This window comes from Arenibaculum sp. (assembly GCF_035998295.1).
Lineage (GTDB): Bacteria > Pseudomonadota > Alphaproteobacteria > Azospirillales > Azospirillaceae > DASYHS01.
Genome location: NZ_DASYHS010000068.1, coordinates 71,324 through 84,908 on the forward strand (window position 1 = coordinate 71,324; position 13,585 = coordinate 84,908).

A 13,585-nucleotide genomic window follows, 5' to 3' on the forward strand; every position below is an offset into this window, starting at 1 on the left:
CGCGATGCATGCGCCCAGAGGCGGCGGTCGGAAACGGAAACCTTGTGCCGGAGCCCGGCGGGCCGACATTATGACATCCGCGAAACGACGGTGGAGCAATGGCTGCGCGCCAGGTGCGCCGGCCCGGTCATGAACGATCCCTACCCTACCCCCGGCAGCCCCCGTGCCGCGTCGCCGACGCAGGCCGCTATCGGCGCACACCCGCCGGCCGACACCGACGGACGCCGCACATGCTTGTCCTAGAGATTGCGACAATCGTTTTTCTCACCCTGCTCAACGGCGTCTTCGCGATGTCGGAGCTGGCGCTGGTATCCTCGCGCAGAGGACGGCTCCAGCACATGGCCGGGCGGGGCGACCGCGGCGCGAAGACGGCGCTACGCCTGATCGAGGACCCTAGCCGCTTCCTCAGCACGGTCCAGATCGGCATCACCCTGGTCGGCGTCATCGCCGGCGCCTTCGGCGGCGCCACGCTCGGCCAGCGGCTCGGCGCCTGGCTCCAGGCGTTTCCCGCCCTCGGCGGCTATGGGAGCGTGATCGGCGTCGGCTCCGTCCTCGTCGCGATCACCTACCTGTCGATCGTACTGGGCGAGCTGATCCCCAAGCGCATCGCGCTGAGGAACCCCGAGCGCACGGCCGCCCTGGTCGCGATGCCGATGCGCATGCTCTCGAAGGCCGCCGCCCCCTTCGTCTGGCTGCTCGGCACCTCGACCGACGCGCTGCTGCGCCTGCTCGGCCTGCACGGCGAACGGGAGACGACCGTCACCGAGGAGGAGGTCCGTTCCCTGATCACCGAAGGAACACAGGCCGGCGTGTTCGCGCCGGAGGAGAAGGAGATGATCGACGGCGTGTTGCGCCTGGCCGACCGGACGGTACGCGGCATCATGACGCCACGCCCGGACATCGTGTGGCTGGACGCGGACGATCCCCGCGACGCCGTCCTCGCCGAGATCCGGGACGGCGGCCATTCGCGCTACCCCGTGTGCCGTGGCGAGCTGGACGAGCTGGTCGGCATCGTGCACACGCGAGACCTGATCGGGGCCGTGGCCCGGGACGGGATGCTCGACCTCGCGGCGAGAGCCGTGCCGCCGCTGGTCGTCCACGACCGGATGCCGATCCTGAGGCTGCTGGACCTGATGAAGAAGTCGGGCCTGCACCTCGCCGTCGTGGTCGACGAGTACGGCAGCATCGAGGGGGTCGCGACGATCACCGACATCCTTGAAACCATCGCCGGCGACCTGCCGGAACCCGGCGAGCCGCCGGAGCGGGCCGCGGTTCGCCGCGAAGACGGCTCGTGGCTGGTCGAAGGCTGGATGCCGGTCGACGAGTTCGAGGACCTGCTCCATCTGCAGGGGCTGCGCGGCACCGGCGACTACCAGACGATCGCGGGCTTCGTACTGCACCGGTTCGGCCGGGTGCCGGCCGCCGGCGACGCCTTCGATCACGAGGGCACGCGCTACGAGGTCGTCGACATGGACGGGCGCCGCATCGACAAGATCCTCGTAGTCCCTCCGGCCGAACGGGTGAACGGCGATGCGGCATAGCCCCGTCCGCACCTGAGCACGCCGGGGCCGCCCCTTCCGGGAGCGAGGCAGCATCGAGGAATGCGCCTATCCCGACGGCTGCCACGTCCTGGTCGCGGCGGCCCTGGAGCTGTCGGGCGGGCGCATCGCCCGTCACCTTGCCGTACAGGCCTGGGACGACGTGACCGCGGCCTCGACCTGACGGCCCCAGTCGTCCTCGCCGCCCCGGAAACCGAGACGGGCCCGGCCCAGCCCGGCCAGCATCGATGCGTCCGCCGCGAGGCGCTCCACCGCGACCCAGCGGTTCCAGTCCGCGGCGACCGACCAGCCCTCCTCGCCGATGCGCGCCCGCGCCAGGCGGTAGTGGAAGGCCGGGCGGCGGCCGATCTTCTCGTGCGGCAGCAGCGCCCTGACCCGCGGCTCGTCGATGTGGAGCAGCACCGGCAACAGGTCGAGCCCGCGGTTCCGGCTTGGATTGGCGGCCAGATAGTCGTCCGCGAAGCGGACCAGGTCCGGCCGGTAGCCGGGGTCGACGACCAGGCGCAGGTAGTCGTCGGGAAACCGCCCGGCCCCGCCGCGCCGCCCGCCGACGCCGGCGCGGCGCAACCACGGCTCGAGCAGCAGGAACGCCTTGAGATGGGTGGCGAGGGTCGCCGCATCGAGCCGGGGGACGTCGACGTTGAAATGCAGGCCCGGCGTCTCGACCGGGAGCACGCCGGCCGCCCGGGCGCCAGCCCGGCCGAGGGCCGCGACCAGGCCATCGATCTCCGGCAGCCGGTGCAAGGCGAGCGGTTCCGTGATCAGTTCGCACGGGACGACCGGACGGAGCAGCCGGCCGAGCAGAACGGCGCCACGCGCGCCGAGGCGCAGCGGCAGCGTGTCGGCATGGCGCTGCGGATGGGCATGGCGCAGGTCGAGCTCGACCGCCAGTCCGCCCAATGCGGTGCCCGGCACCCGGAAGGCATGAGGGTCCTCCTCGACCACCGTCCCGCCGAACGCGGTCGCCAGCGCCCGGGCGGCCCGGGCCGCGCCGAGGCGCATGAACTCGATCTCGACGCCGACGCGGCGCGGCGCGCCGTCCGCGACCCGGAGCACCGGCGGCATCTCGAACGCCGCTGAGGCCGGCTCCGGCGCGAGAGGCCGGAGCGGCAGGCACGAGTTCGACATTCCCGCTCCCCGACGAAGGACCGAGCACGAGGCTCGCGTCACAGGTGAACGGATATGGGGACCGGAGGGTCCGGGGGCCAGCTGGAAGCGGCTTTCGTCGCCGGGGCGGTCCTGGTGAACCGGGCCCCTGCTCGCACGAACGGCAAGCGCCCGCGACGAAATCCACTGCATTTTCCGGGTATTCAACACGTTCCGGGTCCCTAGGTCATGAGTAGGTAGCACGGACTATGTTATGCGAAAGCGAATTCCAGTAATTTTTTTACAGGAACAGCGCAAGTTCGTTGAGGAACGGAAATGGAAAACGATAAGTTTTTGATTTCATCCGGAATAAAATCTAGTCTCGATAATCTTGAATCCATAAAACACACACACTCATTCTGGCGAAACAAGATTTTTTCCGCCTGCGAATCCGGCACGCTGACCCGTTCGGATTTCCAATACATTTTTTGCCAATATTACAAGTATTCAAAAGATTTTACGAGATATATTGCGGCTTTGATGGCGAACTGCGAAAGCGACTACTACCGCTCCTGCCTTTCCATGAACCTGTGGGAGGAAGGCGGCGGGGCAAATCCGGACGAACGTCACGCGCAGATGTTCCGCGACTTCCTGCAGCGCACCCTCGGAGTCCGCAACCTCGACGAAATCCAGTACGACGACCATACCCTGCTCTTCGCCCAGCAGTATCTGGACCGCTGCCGCTACAACGCAGCGCCGTACGGGACCGCGTTCCTGTCGATGGGGACGGAGGGGATCGTTTCGCGCATGTACTCGATCCTGATCAAGGGCATGCGTGCCGCGGGCATCGCCGACGACGACTTGAGGTTCTTCAAGCTCCACGTCGACTGCGATGACGATCACGCCGAAGTCCTGGCGGAAATGATGGCGTCCTACAGCGACCGGCCAGACTGGTACAACACATGCGCGACCGCCATCGACGACGCCCTCACGCTGCGCGGGCGGTTCTTCGACAGCCTCTATGAGCGCCTGTGGGTCCGCCGCGTCGAACCCATCGCCGAAGACGTCCGCCGCGGCCCGGCCCTTGCCGAGAACGGGGCGGACGGCCGGCGGACGGCCGGTCAGGTCCTCGACCATCAACTGGCGACGGTTCCCGCCGGCACCAAGCCCACGGTCCAGCGCCGTCCCGACGAGTGCCTGTTCTTCATAGCGTCCGGAGAAGCGGAGATAACCGTGGACGGCCGGCTGCATCGCCTGCGCGAGGGGCAGCATGTCGCGGCGCCGCGCTGGAGCGAGGTCTCCATCGCGAACTCCGGCTCTACCAACCTGCACTACCTGTGCGTCAGCGACCGCCATCTCGCGCAACGGTTCGGCCAGTTCGGCCGGGCGGGTTCCGCCGCGGAACACCCCGTCGCCGCAAGCACGGCCGCGGCGCCGGCGCCTTCCAGCCTCCGGGCGAACGCCTAGCCGCCGTACCCGATCCGACAGGAGAAACCGGATGCATCGCTACAACGCGAAGGACTTCGCGCGGGTGGGTGACAGCCTGCGTCCGAGGATGCCGGCCGACCCGGAGCTGCTGATTCATCGCAACGTGCGCGGCGGCCCCGCCGACCCCGAGTTCGCGCAGGAACGTGGAGCGGCAGTGTTCGTCGCGGACATCCCGTCCGAGAAATACAGCGTCACCTTCTCCGAGATCGCTCCCTTCGGCCAGAAGCGGAACCACCGGCACAGCTACGACGCCATCACGATCTTCGAGGCCGGCGAAGGCTACAGCGTCATCGAGGGCCGGAAGGTCGAGTGGAAGGCCGGCGACGTGCTGATGATCCCCGTGTGGGCATGGCACCAGCACTTCAATCCCAATCCGGAGGCCGTCAGATACGTGACCTTCGAGAACGCCCCCGAACTGCTCAACAGCGGACTTGCCGTCCGCGAAGAAGCCTGAGGCGCGACCGATGCGCTGCGCAACATGAAGCAGGGGGAATGACATGGAATCGCTGGCAAGCATCGATCGGACACGAAGCAAGTACCCGCGCAATCAACGGGTGGACCGTATCTTTTCCGCGGTCGTGCGGCGATCTCCGGACCGGGCGGCGCTCGTCCACCAGGGGCGGGTGGTGACGTACGGGGAGCTCGATGCGGCCTCCGATCGCATCGCCGAGATGCTGTCGAGGGAGCACGCCGGTCACGACGGGCCGGTAGGACTTTGCATCGACCGGTCGCCGGCTGCCATCGCCGCGATGATCGCCATCATGAAGGTCGGCCGGGCCTACCTGCCGCTCGACCGCGTCTATCCGGAAACCCGGCTGCGGCTGATGGTCGAGCACTCGGGCTGCCGGCTGATCCTCTGCACCGACGAAACCAGGGAAATGTTCGCCGGGCAGGACTGCGCCCTGCACAGCCTGGACGGCGCGCAAGTCTTCTCATCCGCCGCCCCCGTCCACCCGCCCCGTTCCGACCGCGGGGCGATGGTCCCCGCATACGTCATGTATACGTCCGGTTCGACGGGGATACCGAAGGGCGTCGTGGTCCCGCACCGAGCCATCGCGCGGCTGGTCATCAACACGAACTACGTCACCATCACCGAGCACGACACCTTCCTGCAGCTGGCGCCGACGGCGTTCGACGCATCCACGTTCGAGATCTGGGGGGCCCTTCTGAACGGCGCGCGCCTGGTCCTCTACGATCAGCCGGCGCTCGACCTCGACCGGCTGGGCGCGCTCATTCACGAGCATCAGGTCACGGTACTCTGGTTGACGGCCGGCCTGTTCAACCAGGTCGTCGAGGCCGGCGTCGAGCTTCTTGCGCCGGTGCGCCAGCTGGTGGTGGGGGGCGACGTCCTGTCGCCGACGCATGTGCGCCGCACGATGGACGCGCACCCCCACTGCCAGGTCATAAACGGATACGGCCCGACCGAAGGCACGACGTTCAGCGTGTGCCACCGCATCCAGCGAAGCGACCTCGACCTGAAGTCGATCCCCATCGGCCGCCCCATAGCCAATACCCGAGTCCACATCCTCGATGCCGACCAGGCGCCGGCGGGAGCGGGCGAGATGGGCGAACTGTGGATCGGGGGCGACGGCCTGGCACTCGGCTACCTCGGCGATCCGGAGCTGACCAGGGACAAGTTCCGCCGGATCGTCGTCCATGGACGCACGGAACGCCTCTACAGGACGGGCGACCTGGTGCGCCTCAACGACCGCGACGAGATCGAATTCCACGGGCGCGTCGACCGGCAGCTGAAGGTCCGCGGTTTCCGGGTGGAGCCGCTGGAAATCGAGAACCGCCTTCTGCAGATCGACGGCGTGACGCACGCGGTCGTACTGGGGCGGCCCGGATCGAACGGCGACATGCGGCTGGTCGCGTATCTCACCGGCCCCAGCGGGTCCATTCCTTCATCGACGGACCTGCGCCGCGCGCTCCTGCGCGTCCTGCCGACATACATGGTGCCGGATACCTTCGTCTTCCTCGACGCGATCCCGCTGACCGAGAACGGCAAGGTCGACCGGGCGAAGCTGCCGGCGCCGGACTGGCGCCCGCTGTCGGCCTTCTCCGCCGACGTCGCCAGGACCCCGCTGGAACGAGCGGTCGAGACCCTTCTGGCGGAGCTTCTCGGCCCGCGTCGTCCGCGTCGGCTGTCGGACCCCGTACCCCTGCCGGACGAGGGCCCGGGCGACGGACAGGACCACGGAAAGGGCCAAGAAAAGGGCCAAGAAAAGGGCGGTCTCGCGCTGCTGCAGGAACGGCTGCGCGCCCGCTTTCAGGTTTCGCTGGACAGCGAAGCCTTCACCCCCGGCCGCACGTCTGCTGCCGACATCGTCAACCACCTGCGAGAACAGCTGAACTCAAGGAGAAGCATCATGAACGACCAAGTGCTCAGCCAGCCCGAAATGGAAAAAGTCGTCACCGAGGTCTGGAGGGAAGTCCTGGGCGCGGATGCGCCCGCCACGATCGGCCTCGACGACGAATTCTTCGACCTCGGCGGGACGTCCCTCTCGATGCTCAGCGTCGTCGCGAAGCTGTCGCAGCGCCTGGGCCGGAAGCTCCCCAGCGCCGTGGTCGCCGACGGCGCGACCGTCGCGGCCCTGGCCGCGAGCTGCCGCGAAGAGCTCAGCCGGGCCCACGCCGCCTGAGCCGCGAGGCCGGCAACGTCACACCCCAACCAGGTTAGGACGCATCAGATGCAACAGACCAAGGCGCAGGCCGCACCGACCTTCTTCATGTCGGAGGAAGAGATCGCCGCCTTCCATCGCGACGGGGTCGCCGGCCCGTTCAAGCTCCTCGACCAGGACGAGATGAAGGAGCGGTGGAAGAGGGAACGCCCCAGGCTGTTCGACCGCTCGCATGCCGTCTATCCGGATGCGGAGCCCGGCAGCGGGGTCTACGACTACGACCGCCACCTGGACAACGAGTTCCTCGCCGAGCTCGTGTGCCGGCCGGAGATCACCCATCGGCTGGCCGGCATTCTGGGCCCGGACGTCCTGTGCTGGCGCTCCGAGTTCTTCGTGAAATACCCCGGCGACGAGGCGACCGACTGGCACCAGGCCGATCACTTCGGCGGCGCGTCCGGCATCCCGCACATCCGCTGGCCGGGCAGCGTCGGTCTGAAACGAAGCGTGTCGGGCGAACAGAACGGCACCATGACGGCCTGGATCGCCTTCACCGACGCCGACGAGGAGACGTCGTGCATGCGCTTCATTCCGGGAACGCGGCACGAACTGCACTACGACGAAATCCAGGGCATGACGTACGAGCCGGACAAGAAGAACCAGCGGGTGATCGCGGGTGAGAAGCGCGGCTTCTTCGGCTACGACTGGCGGGAACTGAAGGTCGACCCGAACTTCGAGCCGGACGAGTCCAAGGCATTCTCCGCCCCGTGCAAGGCCGGCGAGTTCATGCTGTTCTGGTCGACGACGATGCACGCGTCGCACCCGCATCTCGGCAAGGGACGCCCCTACCGCCTCGCGTTCGCCCCGCGCTACGTGCCGACCAGCGTCACCATCTACGAGGACATGAAGGAGACGGGGACGGTGACCGAGTTCGGGGGAACGTTCCCGCTGGACAAGTACGGCTCCGTCCTTGTCTCGGGCCGGAACGACCATCCCCATCATCGCATCGCCGAGCGCACCACGCGCGGGGTCCCCTTCGTCAACCACAACCCGCGGTGAGGGAGCCGTCCCCAGCGGGGCGGATTACCGGCCATGATTGATTTGGCAAGCGATCGGCAGGGGTTCCACCTGTCCCCGGAAGAGGTCGAACTGTTCCACACCCGGGGCTACCTGGGCCCGTACGACCTCTTCGGACAAGACGAAATGAAGGCGCACTGGCGGCGGGAGAGGCTGCGGCTGTTCGACCGGAGCCGGGCTCCCTATCCCGACGCCCAGCCCGGTTCGGGCATCTACGACTACGACCGCCACTTCGACATCGACTTCCTGTCGGACGTCGTGGTGCGGCCCGAGCTGGTCCATCGGATGATGTCGCTGCTCGGCCCGGACGTGATCTGCTGGCGCACGGAGTTCTTCCCCAAGTACCCCGGCGACGAAGGGACCGACTGGCACCAGGCGGATACGTTCGGGGGAGCCGACGGCATCCCGCATCTGATCTGGCCGGAAGGCTCCGACTTCGGCGGCGCGGTGACGGCGTGGATCGCGTTCACGGACGCCACCGAAGAAACGGGCTGCATGCAGTTCATTCCCGGCACGCAGCGGACGATGTACTACGACGAGAGCAAGGGGATGCATTACGACCTGGAGCGCGTCAACAAGAAGGAGGTGAACGGCGTCCTTCGCGGCTTCTTCGGCTATGACTGGCGCGAGATCCAGAAAGATCCGGACTGGATACCGGACGAGTCGAAAGCCGTCTCCGTCCCGTGCAAGGCGGGGCAGTTCCTGATCTTCCCTTCGACCCTGATGCATGCCTCGCTCCCGCATCAGGGAAAGAGCAGGGAGCCGCGCATCGCGTGGACCTGCCGCTACGTGCCGACCTCGGTCTCCGTCTACGAGCGGATGCGGGAGACGAATGTCGTGCATGAGCTCGGAGGTTCCTTCTCGCTCGACAACTACGGCGTCGTGCTGGTCGCCGGCCGGGACGAGCACGGCCGAAACAAGGTCCGGGAACGCACGATGACGGGCAAGCCGTTCGTCAATCAGGTCCCGAGGTGAGCCGGGCCGGCGCCTTCGTCACGCGAGGCGCCGGCCCTTTTTTTTCGTGAGTGGGGGCGGAGTGATGACCAGCAGTGCTCGTTTCGCGGCGTCGATGGCCGCGGCAATCGACGAGATCGCCGCCCGCGACGGCGGATACCTTTCGCGGTTCGGCCTGCCGTGGCCGGACGCCGACCACCTGCTCGAACGCTACCGCGCGGAGCTGGCCGACACCGGTTGGAGCCCATCCATGCTGACGGCCGCGCTCGCCTCCGGCCGTGAACGGGCGAGCCGGGACGCCCGCGTCGTCGAGCCCGACGGACGGCACGCGCTGGCGGACTGGATCGGCCTGTCGTCCGTGGACGCCTACTGCATGGAGGAGGGGAGCCTCGCCGCGGCACCGGTCGATCCGGCCAGCCTCCGCACCCGTCTTTCGTCCGGCTTCGACTACGTCGAGGCACCGGGCGGTCACGGCGCGTTCGTCGCGAAGAGCGGCGATACGCCCCTGCTGCTGCTCAATGCGACGGGCGTTCCGCTGGCCGTGTGGCGCCAGCTGATATTCGACCGGTCGCATCCCTTCAAGCTCGTCATCCCCAACAGGGGACAGTCGAGCATCCTCGACGGCGGCCTCGATACCTTCCTGGACATCGAGGGCGAGGCGTCGGGAACGCTGGCCGCCGTCACGCAGGCCGGCATCCGGGACTTTCACATCCTGGCATGGTGCAACGGCGCGCGGCTGGCGCTCGAGGTCGGCCGCCGCGCCGGCGGGCTCGCGCGTTCGATGGCATTGCTGTCGCCGATGTTCAAGGGAACGGCGGACGTGCCGGCGGCACTGTCGCGCTACGAACGGGACCTGCAATCCCTCCTGGACGTCGTCCTGGCCAATCCCGACTACGCCGAGCAGTTCATCCGGCACGTTCCGGGGATGGCGGCGCCCGTCGAGTGGGGGAAGCTCCCCCCCGACGACGGCAGGCACGTGGAGGTCCTGCTCGGGCTGCCCCGCGACGTCGACCGCATGGCGTTGCTTCAGCCGTTGCTGAGCCCGTCGTCGATGGCCAACGTGGCCAGGCGGGTCGCCAGCGACGAGCGGCAGCCGACGCTGCAGGTGCTCGACAGGCTGACGATCCCGCTGTTCGTGCTGCTCGGCAGCCACGACAACATCATCAGCAATCGGGCCGTCCTGAACGTGCTCTCCCGCAGCACGTCCCAGGCTTGCGTGATGCGGCTCCACGGTGCCGGGCACTACCTGCACGACCTTCAATACGGCTATCTCCGCCATTCCCTGACGCACTGGACCGCCACCTTGAAGGCGCCGCCGTCGACGGCGCGCCTCCAGCACGTCCGACCACCTTTTCCGGAGGACACGTAGATGACCGACCTTCCGACCGTTTTGGCCCAGCTGACGACCTGGTGGTGCGAAATCCTGGACCGGAGCGACGTCGCCGCGGGTGACAATTTTCTCGAGCAGGGCGGCCAGTCCATGCAGATCGTCGTCCTGCTGGGGCATATCGAGGCCCGCTTCGGGGTGACTATCGGTTTCGGCGAGTTCCTCGAATGCCAGACCATGGAACAGCTTGCCGAGCGGATACTGGAGCGCCATCGGGAGGCATCGGCCTCCGCATCGCTGATCGTGTGAAGGCATTGGAGCCGCAAAGCATGGATGCCCCGGAGGAGCGAGAGGACTGCGCCCGCTACCTGGACGACCTCAGGAAGCGAGGCATCGCCGTACGGCTCGACCCGGCCGGCCTGAAGTGCACGGCGGACCGCGGGTCCGTGCCCCCCGACGTCGTGGAGGACCTCAGGAGGCGCCGGCCCGCACTCGTCCGCTACCTGGAAAGCCGCCCGTCCGCCGCCAGCGAACTCGTCCGGCAGCCATGCACCGGCACCGTCCCGCTGGGCAAAGGCCAGGCGACCAGGCTCGCATGGGCACGGCGCGCGCTTGCGGACGGGCTACCGGCCCTTTACGCCGTCGGCCTGGTCGAGCTGGAGGAACCCGTCGATACGGGGCGCCTTTTCCGCGCCTTGAGGGCGCTATACGCGCGGCACCTCATCTTCGGCGCCCGCCTCTCCTCCTCCAGCGACGGCTGGCACTACCGGACAGGAACCGATGCCGGGGATCCCGACTCTTCCGCACGCGCGGCCGGCGTGCCCGTCCCCGTGGCCCCAGGCGCGCTCGGCGCCGCGCTCAGGGGTTTCCTCGCGGCACCCCTTGCGCCCGAGGACGCCCCGCTTGCCCGCGTGAAGGTGTTCGCGCCGGGAAATTCCCGGGCGGTGGTGGCTTTCTGGCTGAACCCTCTCTTTGCGGACGCCTGGTCGACATGGGTGCTGAAGACCGACTTCCTGCGGGCCTACCGCACGCCGGACACGGACATCGGCCCGCCTCCCCTGCAGTTCAGCGACTACATACTGTGGAAGATCGACAACGACCGGTTCGTCGAAGAGCGCCAGATACCGTTCTGGCGAGACGCGCTGCATGGCTGGCCCGCCCACGATCCCGGGAGCCCGCAGGAGGACGGCCATCGCACCGAGGGCAAGGCGACTTTCTTCACGCTTGCTCCCGACCTGTGCCGGGACTTGCGCGAGGTGTGCCGGCTTCACAGAACGACGCCCTTTTCCGCCCTGTTCGCGCTGTTCCAGATCCTCGTGGGAACTCTGCGCAGCCGGAACGACGTGGTTACGGGCGTCGTCGGCGGGCGGGCGATGCCGGCACTCCGCGATGCGGTGGCGTTCTGCGCGAACTACGTTCCCATCCGGACCAGGCTTCATCCGGAGCTGTCGTATCTGGACCTGTTCCTGTCGGTCCAGAAATCCTGCGCGGCGGCGAACGAGCACTCATACCCACATGCGGAAGACCTCTGCCATGTCCTGGAGACGGGGCGGGCCCTGGGTTCCGCCCAGTTCCATTTCAATCCCCTGCCCGTGACCGGCCAGTTCAGCGCCCGCGACTGCTACAGGGAATGGAAGAGACTTTCCGGATGCCTGCGCAGGTTCGCCGCCGACGAAGACGTGCGGATGACAGTGCTCGACGACGGTGGCAGCCGGATATACGTCGTGCTGTCGACGCGCGAGGATGCGAGGCCCCCCGGCGCGGGCACGCTGGCGGCCCGCTACGGACAGCTTGTTGAAATGGCGGCGAAGGATCCATTCGCACGTTGCGCATCTTGAAGAAACTTCGATCGCGCTCACAGGAGCGTGCTACGGTTGCAATGTAAGCACGAAGGGCCGCGCCGCGCCGGTCGGGCGGGTGCCGGGACGGCCGCTTGGAACCAGGGGGACAGGGATGGAGAACAGGCTTGGAATCGGCGAGGTTCTGCTGCTCGTCGCCGTGGCGCTGATCTGGGGCTTCAACTTCGTGATGCTCAAGGTCGGCCTGGACGACATGCCTCCCTTTCTCTTCAATGCCCTCCGGTTCGCGATCGTCATTCCCTGCATCCTGTTCATCCCGAAGCCGGATCTTTCCTGGAGCCGGCTCATCCAGTTGGGAATCGTCTTCGGCGTCCTCCTCTTCGGGCTGCTCCTGTTGGGGATGTATCTCGGCGTGCCTGCGGGCCTGGCCTCGCTCATCATGCAGACGCAGGTCTTCTTCACGGTCCTGCTCGGGATGGTCCTGCTGGCGGAGCGGCCGAGCTGGCTGAGGTGGCTGGCCATGCTGATCGGGTTCTCCGGGATCGCGATCATCGGCTACAGCATGATCGAACCCTCTTCCTTCGAAGCCAAGGCGACCGCTTTCCTGTCCGTCGTCGGCGCGGCGTTCTGCTGGGGCATCGCGAACATCATGATGAAGCGGATGACCTCGGCCGGCATGCAGAGCGTCATGGTCTGGCTGTCGCTGGTGCCGCCATTGCCGCTCTACGCGATGTCGTTAATCATGGACGGCCAGCCCAGGATAACGTCGGCACTGGTGAACCTGAGCTGGGTGGGCGTGATCGCGGTGATCTACACCGGGCTCATCTCGACCGCCCTGGCCTACGGCATCTGGGGAACGATGCTGAAGCGGCATTCGACGGCGGTCGTGACGCCGTTCGCGCTGCTCGTGCCGGTCTTCGGCTTCTCGCTGTCGGCGATTTTCCTGGGTGAGGAATATTCCGTGCTTCAGATGACGGCCGCCGGCGTCGTGACCGCGGGGCTGGCCCTGAACGTCGCGGCTCCCTACCTGCAGCAGAGCCGGTTCCTGCCCCGCAAGAAGGCGCCGGTCCGGGCCGGGCCGGTCTAGAGGACATCTCGTGAAGACGCCCTGGTTCCTCTCCTCGTGTCGCGGCCGGCCGGAGTTCCGCGTGGTCTGCTTTCCGCATGCGGGCGGCAACCCGGCGGCGTTCATGCATTGGAGCGCTCACCTTCCCGAGAACGTCGAGCTGGTTGCGGTACAGTATCCGGGCCGAGGAGGGCATGTGGCGAGACCGCCGCACCGCGACCTCGAAGCCCTCGTCGACGAGCTCGCGGACGTGGCGGCCGCTCTTCTCGACCGGCCGACCGTCCTTCTGGGGCACAGCCTCGGCGCAGTTGTGGCCTACGAAGTCGCGCGCCGCTTTCGGGACGAACCGAATCTACGCCACCTGTTCGTCTCGGGCTGCCTGGCGCCCGCGTACTGGCCGCCGCCGGAAGGCAAGCGCCTCGGGCAACTTTCGGCGGAAGCTTTCGCCGCGGCGCTCAGGGAAAGGGGCGCATTTCCCGAAGCCGTCTTCGAACACGCTTCCCTGCGGGACTACGTCGTTGCCGTCGCCAAAGCCGACTACGAGATGATCGCCTCGTACAGCTATGTGAAACGTGAACCTCTGGCGGTTCCGATCACGGCTTTTGCCGGCC

Annotated in this window: 12 protein-coding genes; 11 read left to right on the plus strand and 1 reads right to left on the minus strand. The window is 67.4% G+C overall.

Features of this window, described 5'->3' with window-relative positions; all coding sequences use genetic code 11:
* Positions 1-230: 230 nt before the first annotated feature.
* On the plus strand, positions 231-1,541 hold the full coding sequence (locus VGO20_RS07490) for a hemolysin family protein (protein ID WP_327501688.1): 1,311 nt from the start codon (positions 231-233) through the stop codon (positions 1,539-1,541).
* A gap of 132 nt (positions 1,542-1,673) precedes the next feature.
* Here the strand turns inward: VGO20_RS07490 and VGO20_RS07495 are convergent, their stop codons facing one another.
* On the minus strand, positions 1,674-2,687 hold the full coding sequence (locus VGO20_RS07495; RefSeq protein WP_327501689.1) for an amidoligase family protein: 1,014 nt from the start codon (positions 2,685-2,687) through the stop codon (positions 1,674-1,676).
* Positions 2,688-2,981: 294 nt separating this feature from the next.
* On the opposite strand from VGO20_RS07495, the gene VGO20_RS07500 reads away from it, so the two are divergent.
* The 10 genes from VGO20_RS07500 to VGO20_RS07545 form a co-directional block, all read left to right on the plus strand.
* Positions 2,982-4,112, plus strand: a complete 1,131-nt coding sequence (locus VGO20_RS07500) for an iron-containing redox enzyme family protein (RefSeq protein WP_327501690.1) — start codon at positions 2,982-2,984, stop codon at positions 4,110-4,112.
* A gap of 31 nt (positions 4,113-4,143) precedes the next feature.
* Positions 4,144-4,587 carry a cupin domain-containing protein gene (locus VGO20_RS07505; RefSeq protein ID WP_327501691.1) on the plus strand — a complete coding sequence of 148 codons (444 nt, stop codon included), beginning with the start codon at positions 4,144-4,146 and terminating at the stop codon, positions 4,585-4,587.
* A 43-nt stretch (positions 4,588-4,630) separates the two neighbouring features.
* Entirely contained in the window at positions 4,631-6,775 is a 2,145-nt protein-coding gene (locus VGO20_RS07510; protein WP_327501692.1) for a non-ribosomal peptide synthetase, read from the plus strand.
* Between the two features lie 48 nt (positions 6,776-6,823).
* The gene (locus VGO20_RS07515; RefSeq protein WP_327501693.1) at positions 6,824-7,810 is read left to right on the plus strand and encodes a chlorinating enzyme; all 987 of its coding nucleotides are present in this window, start codon (positions 6,824-6,826) and stop codon (positions 7,808-7,810) included.
* Positions 7,811-7,843: 33 nt separating this feature from the next.
* Positions 7,844-8,803: a chlorinating enzyme gene (locus tag VGO20_RS07520; RefSeq protein ID WP_327501694.1), complete on the plus strand. Its 960-nt coding sequence runs from the start codon at positions 7,844-7,846 to the stop codon at positions 8,801-8,803.
* A 64-nt stretch (positions 8,804-8,867) separates the two neighbouring features.
* Complete coding sequence (locus VGO20_RS07525) at positions 8,868-10,151, plus strand: alpha/beta hydrolase (RefSeq protein WP_327501695.1); 1,284 nt, start codon at positions 8,868-8,870, stop codon at positions 10,149-10,151.
* A complete protein-coding gene (locus tag VGO20_RS07530) occupies positions 10,152-10,418 on the plus strand; it encodes an acyl carrier protein (RefSeq protein WP_327501696.1) in 267 nt (88 codons plus the stop codon). It begins immediately after the preceding gene.
* Positions 10,419-10,438: 20 nt separating this feature from the next.
* Complete coding sequence (locus VGO20_RS07535; protein WP_327501697.1) at positions 10,439-11,947, plus strand: condensation domain-containing protein; 1,509 nt, start codon at positions 10,439-10,441, stop codon at positions 11,945-11,947.
* Between the two features lie 115 nt (positions 11,948-12,062).
* Entirely contained in the window at positions 12,063-12,995 is a 933-nt protein-coding gene (locus tag VGO20_RS07540; protein WP_327501698.1) for an EamA family transporter, read from the plus strand.
* Between the two features lie 10 nt (positions 12,996-13,005).
* On the plus strand, positions 13,006-13,585 hold a 580-nt coding region (locus VGO20_RS07545), incomplete at its 3' end, for a thioesterase II family protein (protein ID WP_327501699.1).

Excerpts from the sequence above, each read along its gene's own strand:
- VGO20_RS07490 (WP_327501688.1), top strand. The coding sequence starts at position 231 with ATGCTTGTCCTAGAGATTGCGACAATCGTTTTTCTCACCCTGCTCAAC.
- VGO20_RS07505 (WP_327501691.1), top strand. The coding sequence starts at position 4,144 with ATGCATCGCTACAACGCGAAGGACTTCGCGCGGGTGGGTGACAGCCTG.
- VGO20_RS07520 (WP_327501694.1), top strand. The coding sequence starts at position 7,844 with ATGATTGATTTGGCAAGCGATCGGCAGGGGTTCCACCTGTCCCCGGAA.
- VGO20_RS07510 (WP_327501692.1), top strand. The coding sequence starts at position 4,631 with ATGGAATCGCTGGCAAGCATCGATCGGACACGAAGCAAGTACCCGCGC.
- VGO20_RS07495 (WP_327501689.1), bottom strand. The coding sequence starts at position 2,687 with ATGTCGAACTCGTGCCTGCCGCTCCGGCCTCTCGCGCCGGAGCCGGCC.
- VGO20_RS07540 (WP_327501698.1), top strand. The coding sequence starts at position 12,063 with ATGGAGAACAGGCTTGGAATCGGCGAGGTTCTGCTGCTCGTCGCCGTG.
- VGO20_RS07515 (WP_327501693.1), top strand. The coding sequence starts at position 6,824 with ATGCAACAGACCAAGGCGCAGGCCGCACCGACCTTCTTCATGTCGGAG.
- VGO20_RS07535 (WP_327501697.1), top strand. The coding sequence starts at position 10,439 with ATGGATGCCCCGGAGGAGCGAGAGGACTGCGCCCGCTACCTGGACGAC.
- VGO20_RS07530 (WP_327501696.1), top strand. The coding sequence starts at position 10,152 with ATGACCGACCTTCCGACCGTTTTGGCCCAGCTGACGACCTGGTGGTGC.
- VGO20_RS07500 (WP_327501690.1), top strand. The coding sequence starts at position 2,982 with ATGGAAAACGATAAGTTTTTGATTTCATCCGGAATAAAATCTAGTCTC.
- VGO20_RS07525 (WP_327501695.1), top strand. The coding sequence starts at position 8,868 with ATGACCAGCAGTGCTCGTTTCGCGGCGTCGATGGCCGCGGCAATCGAC.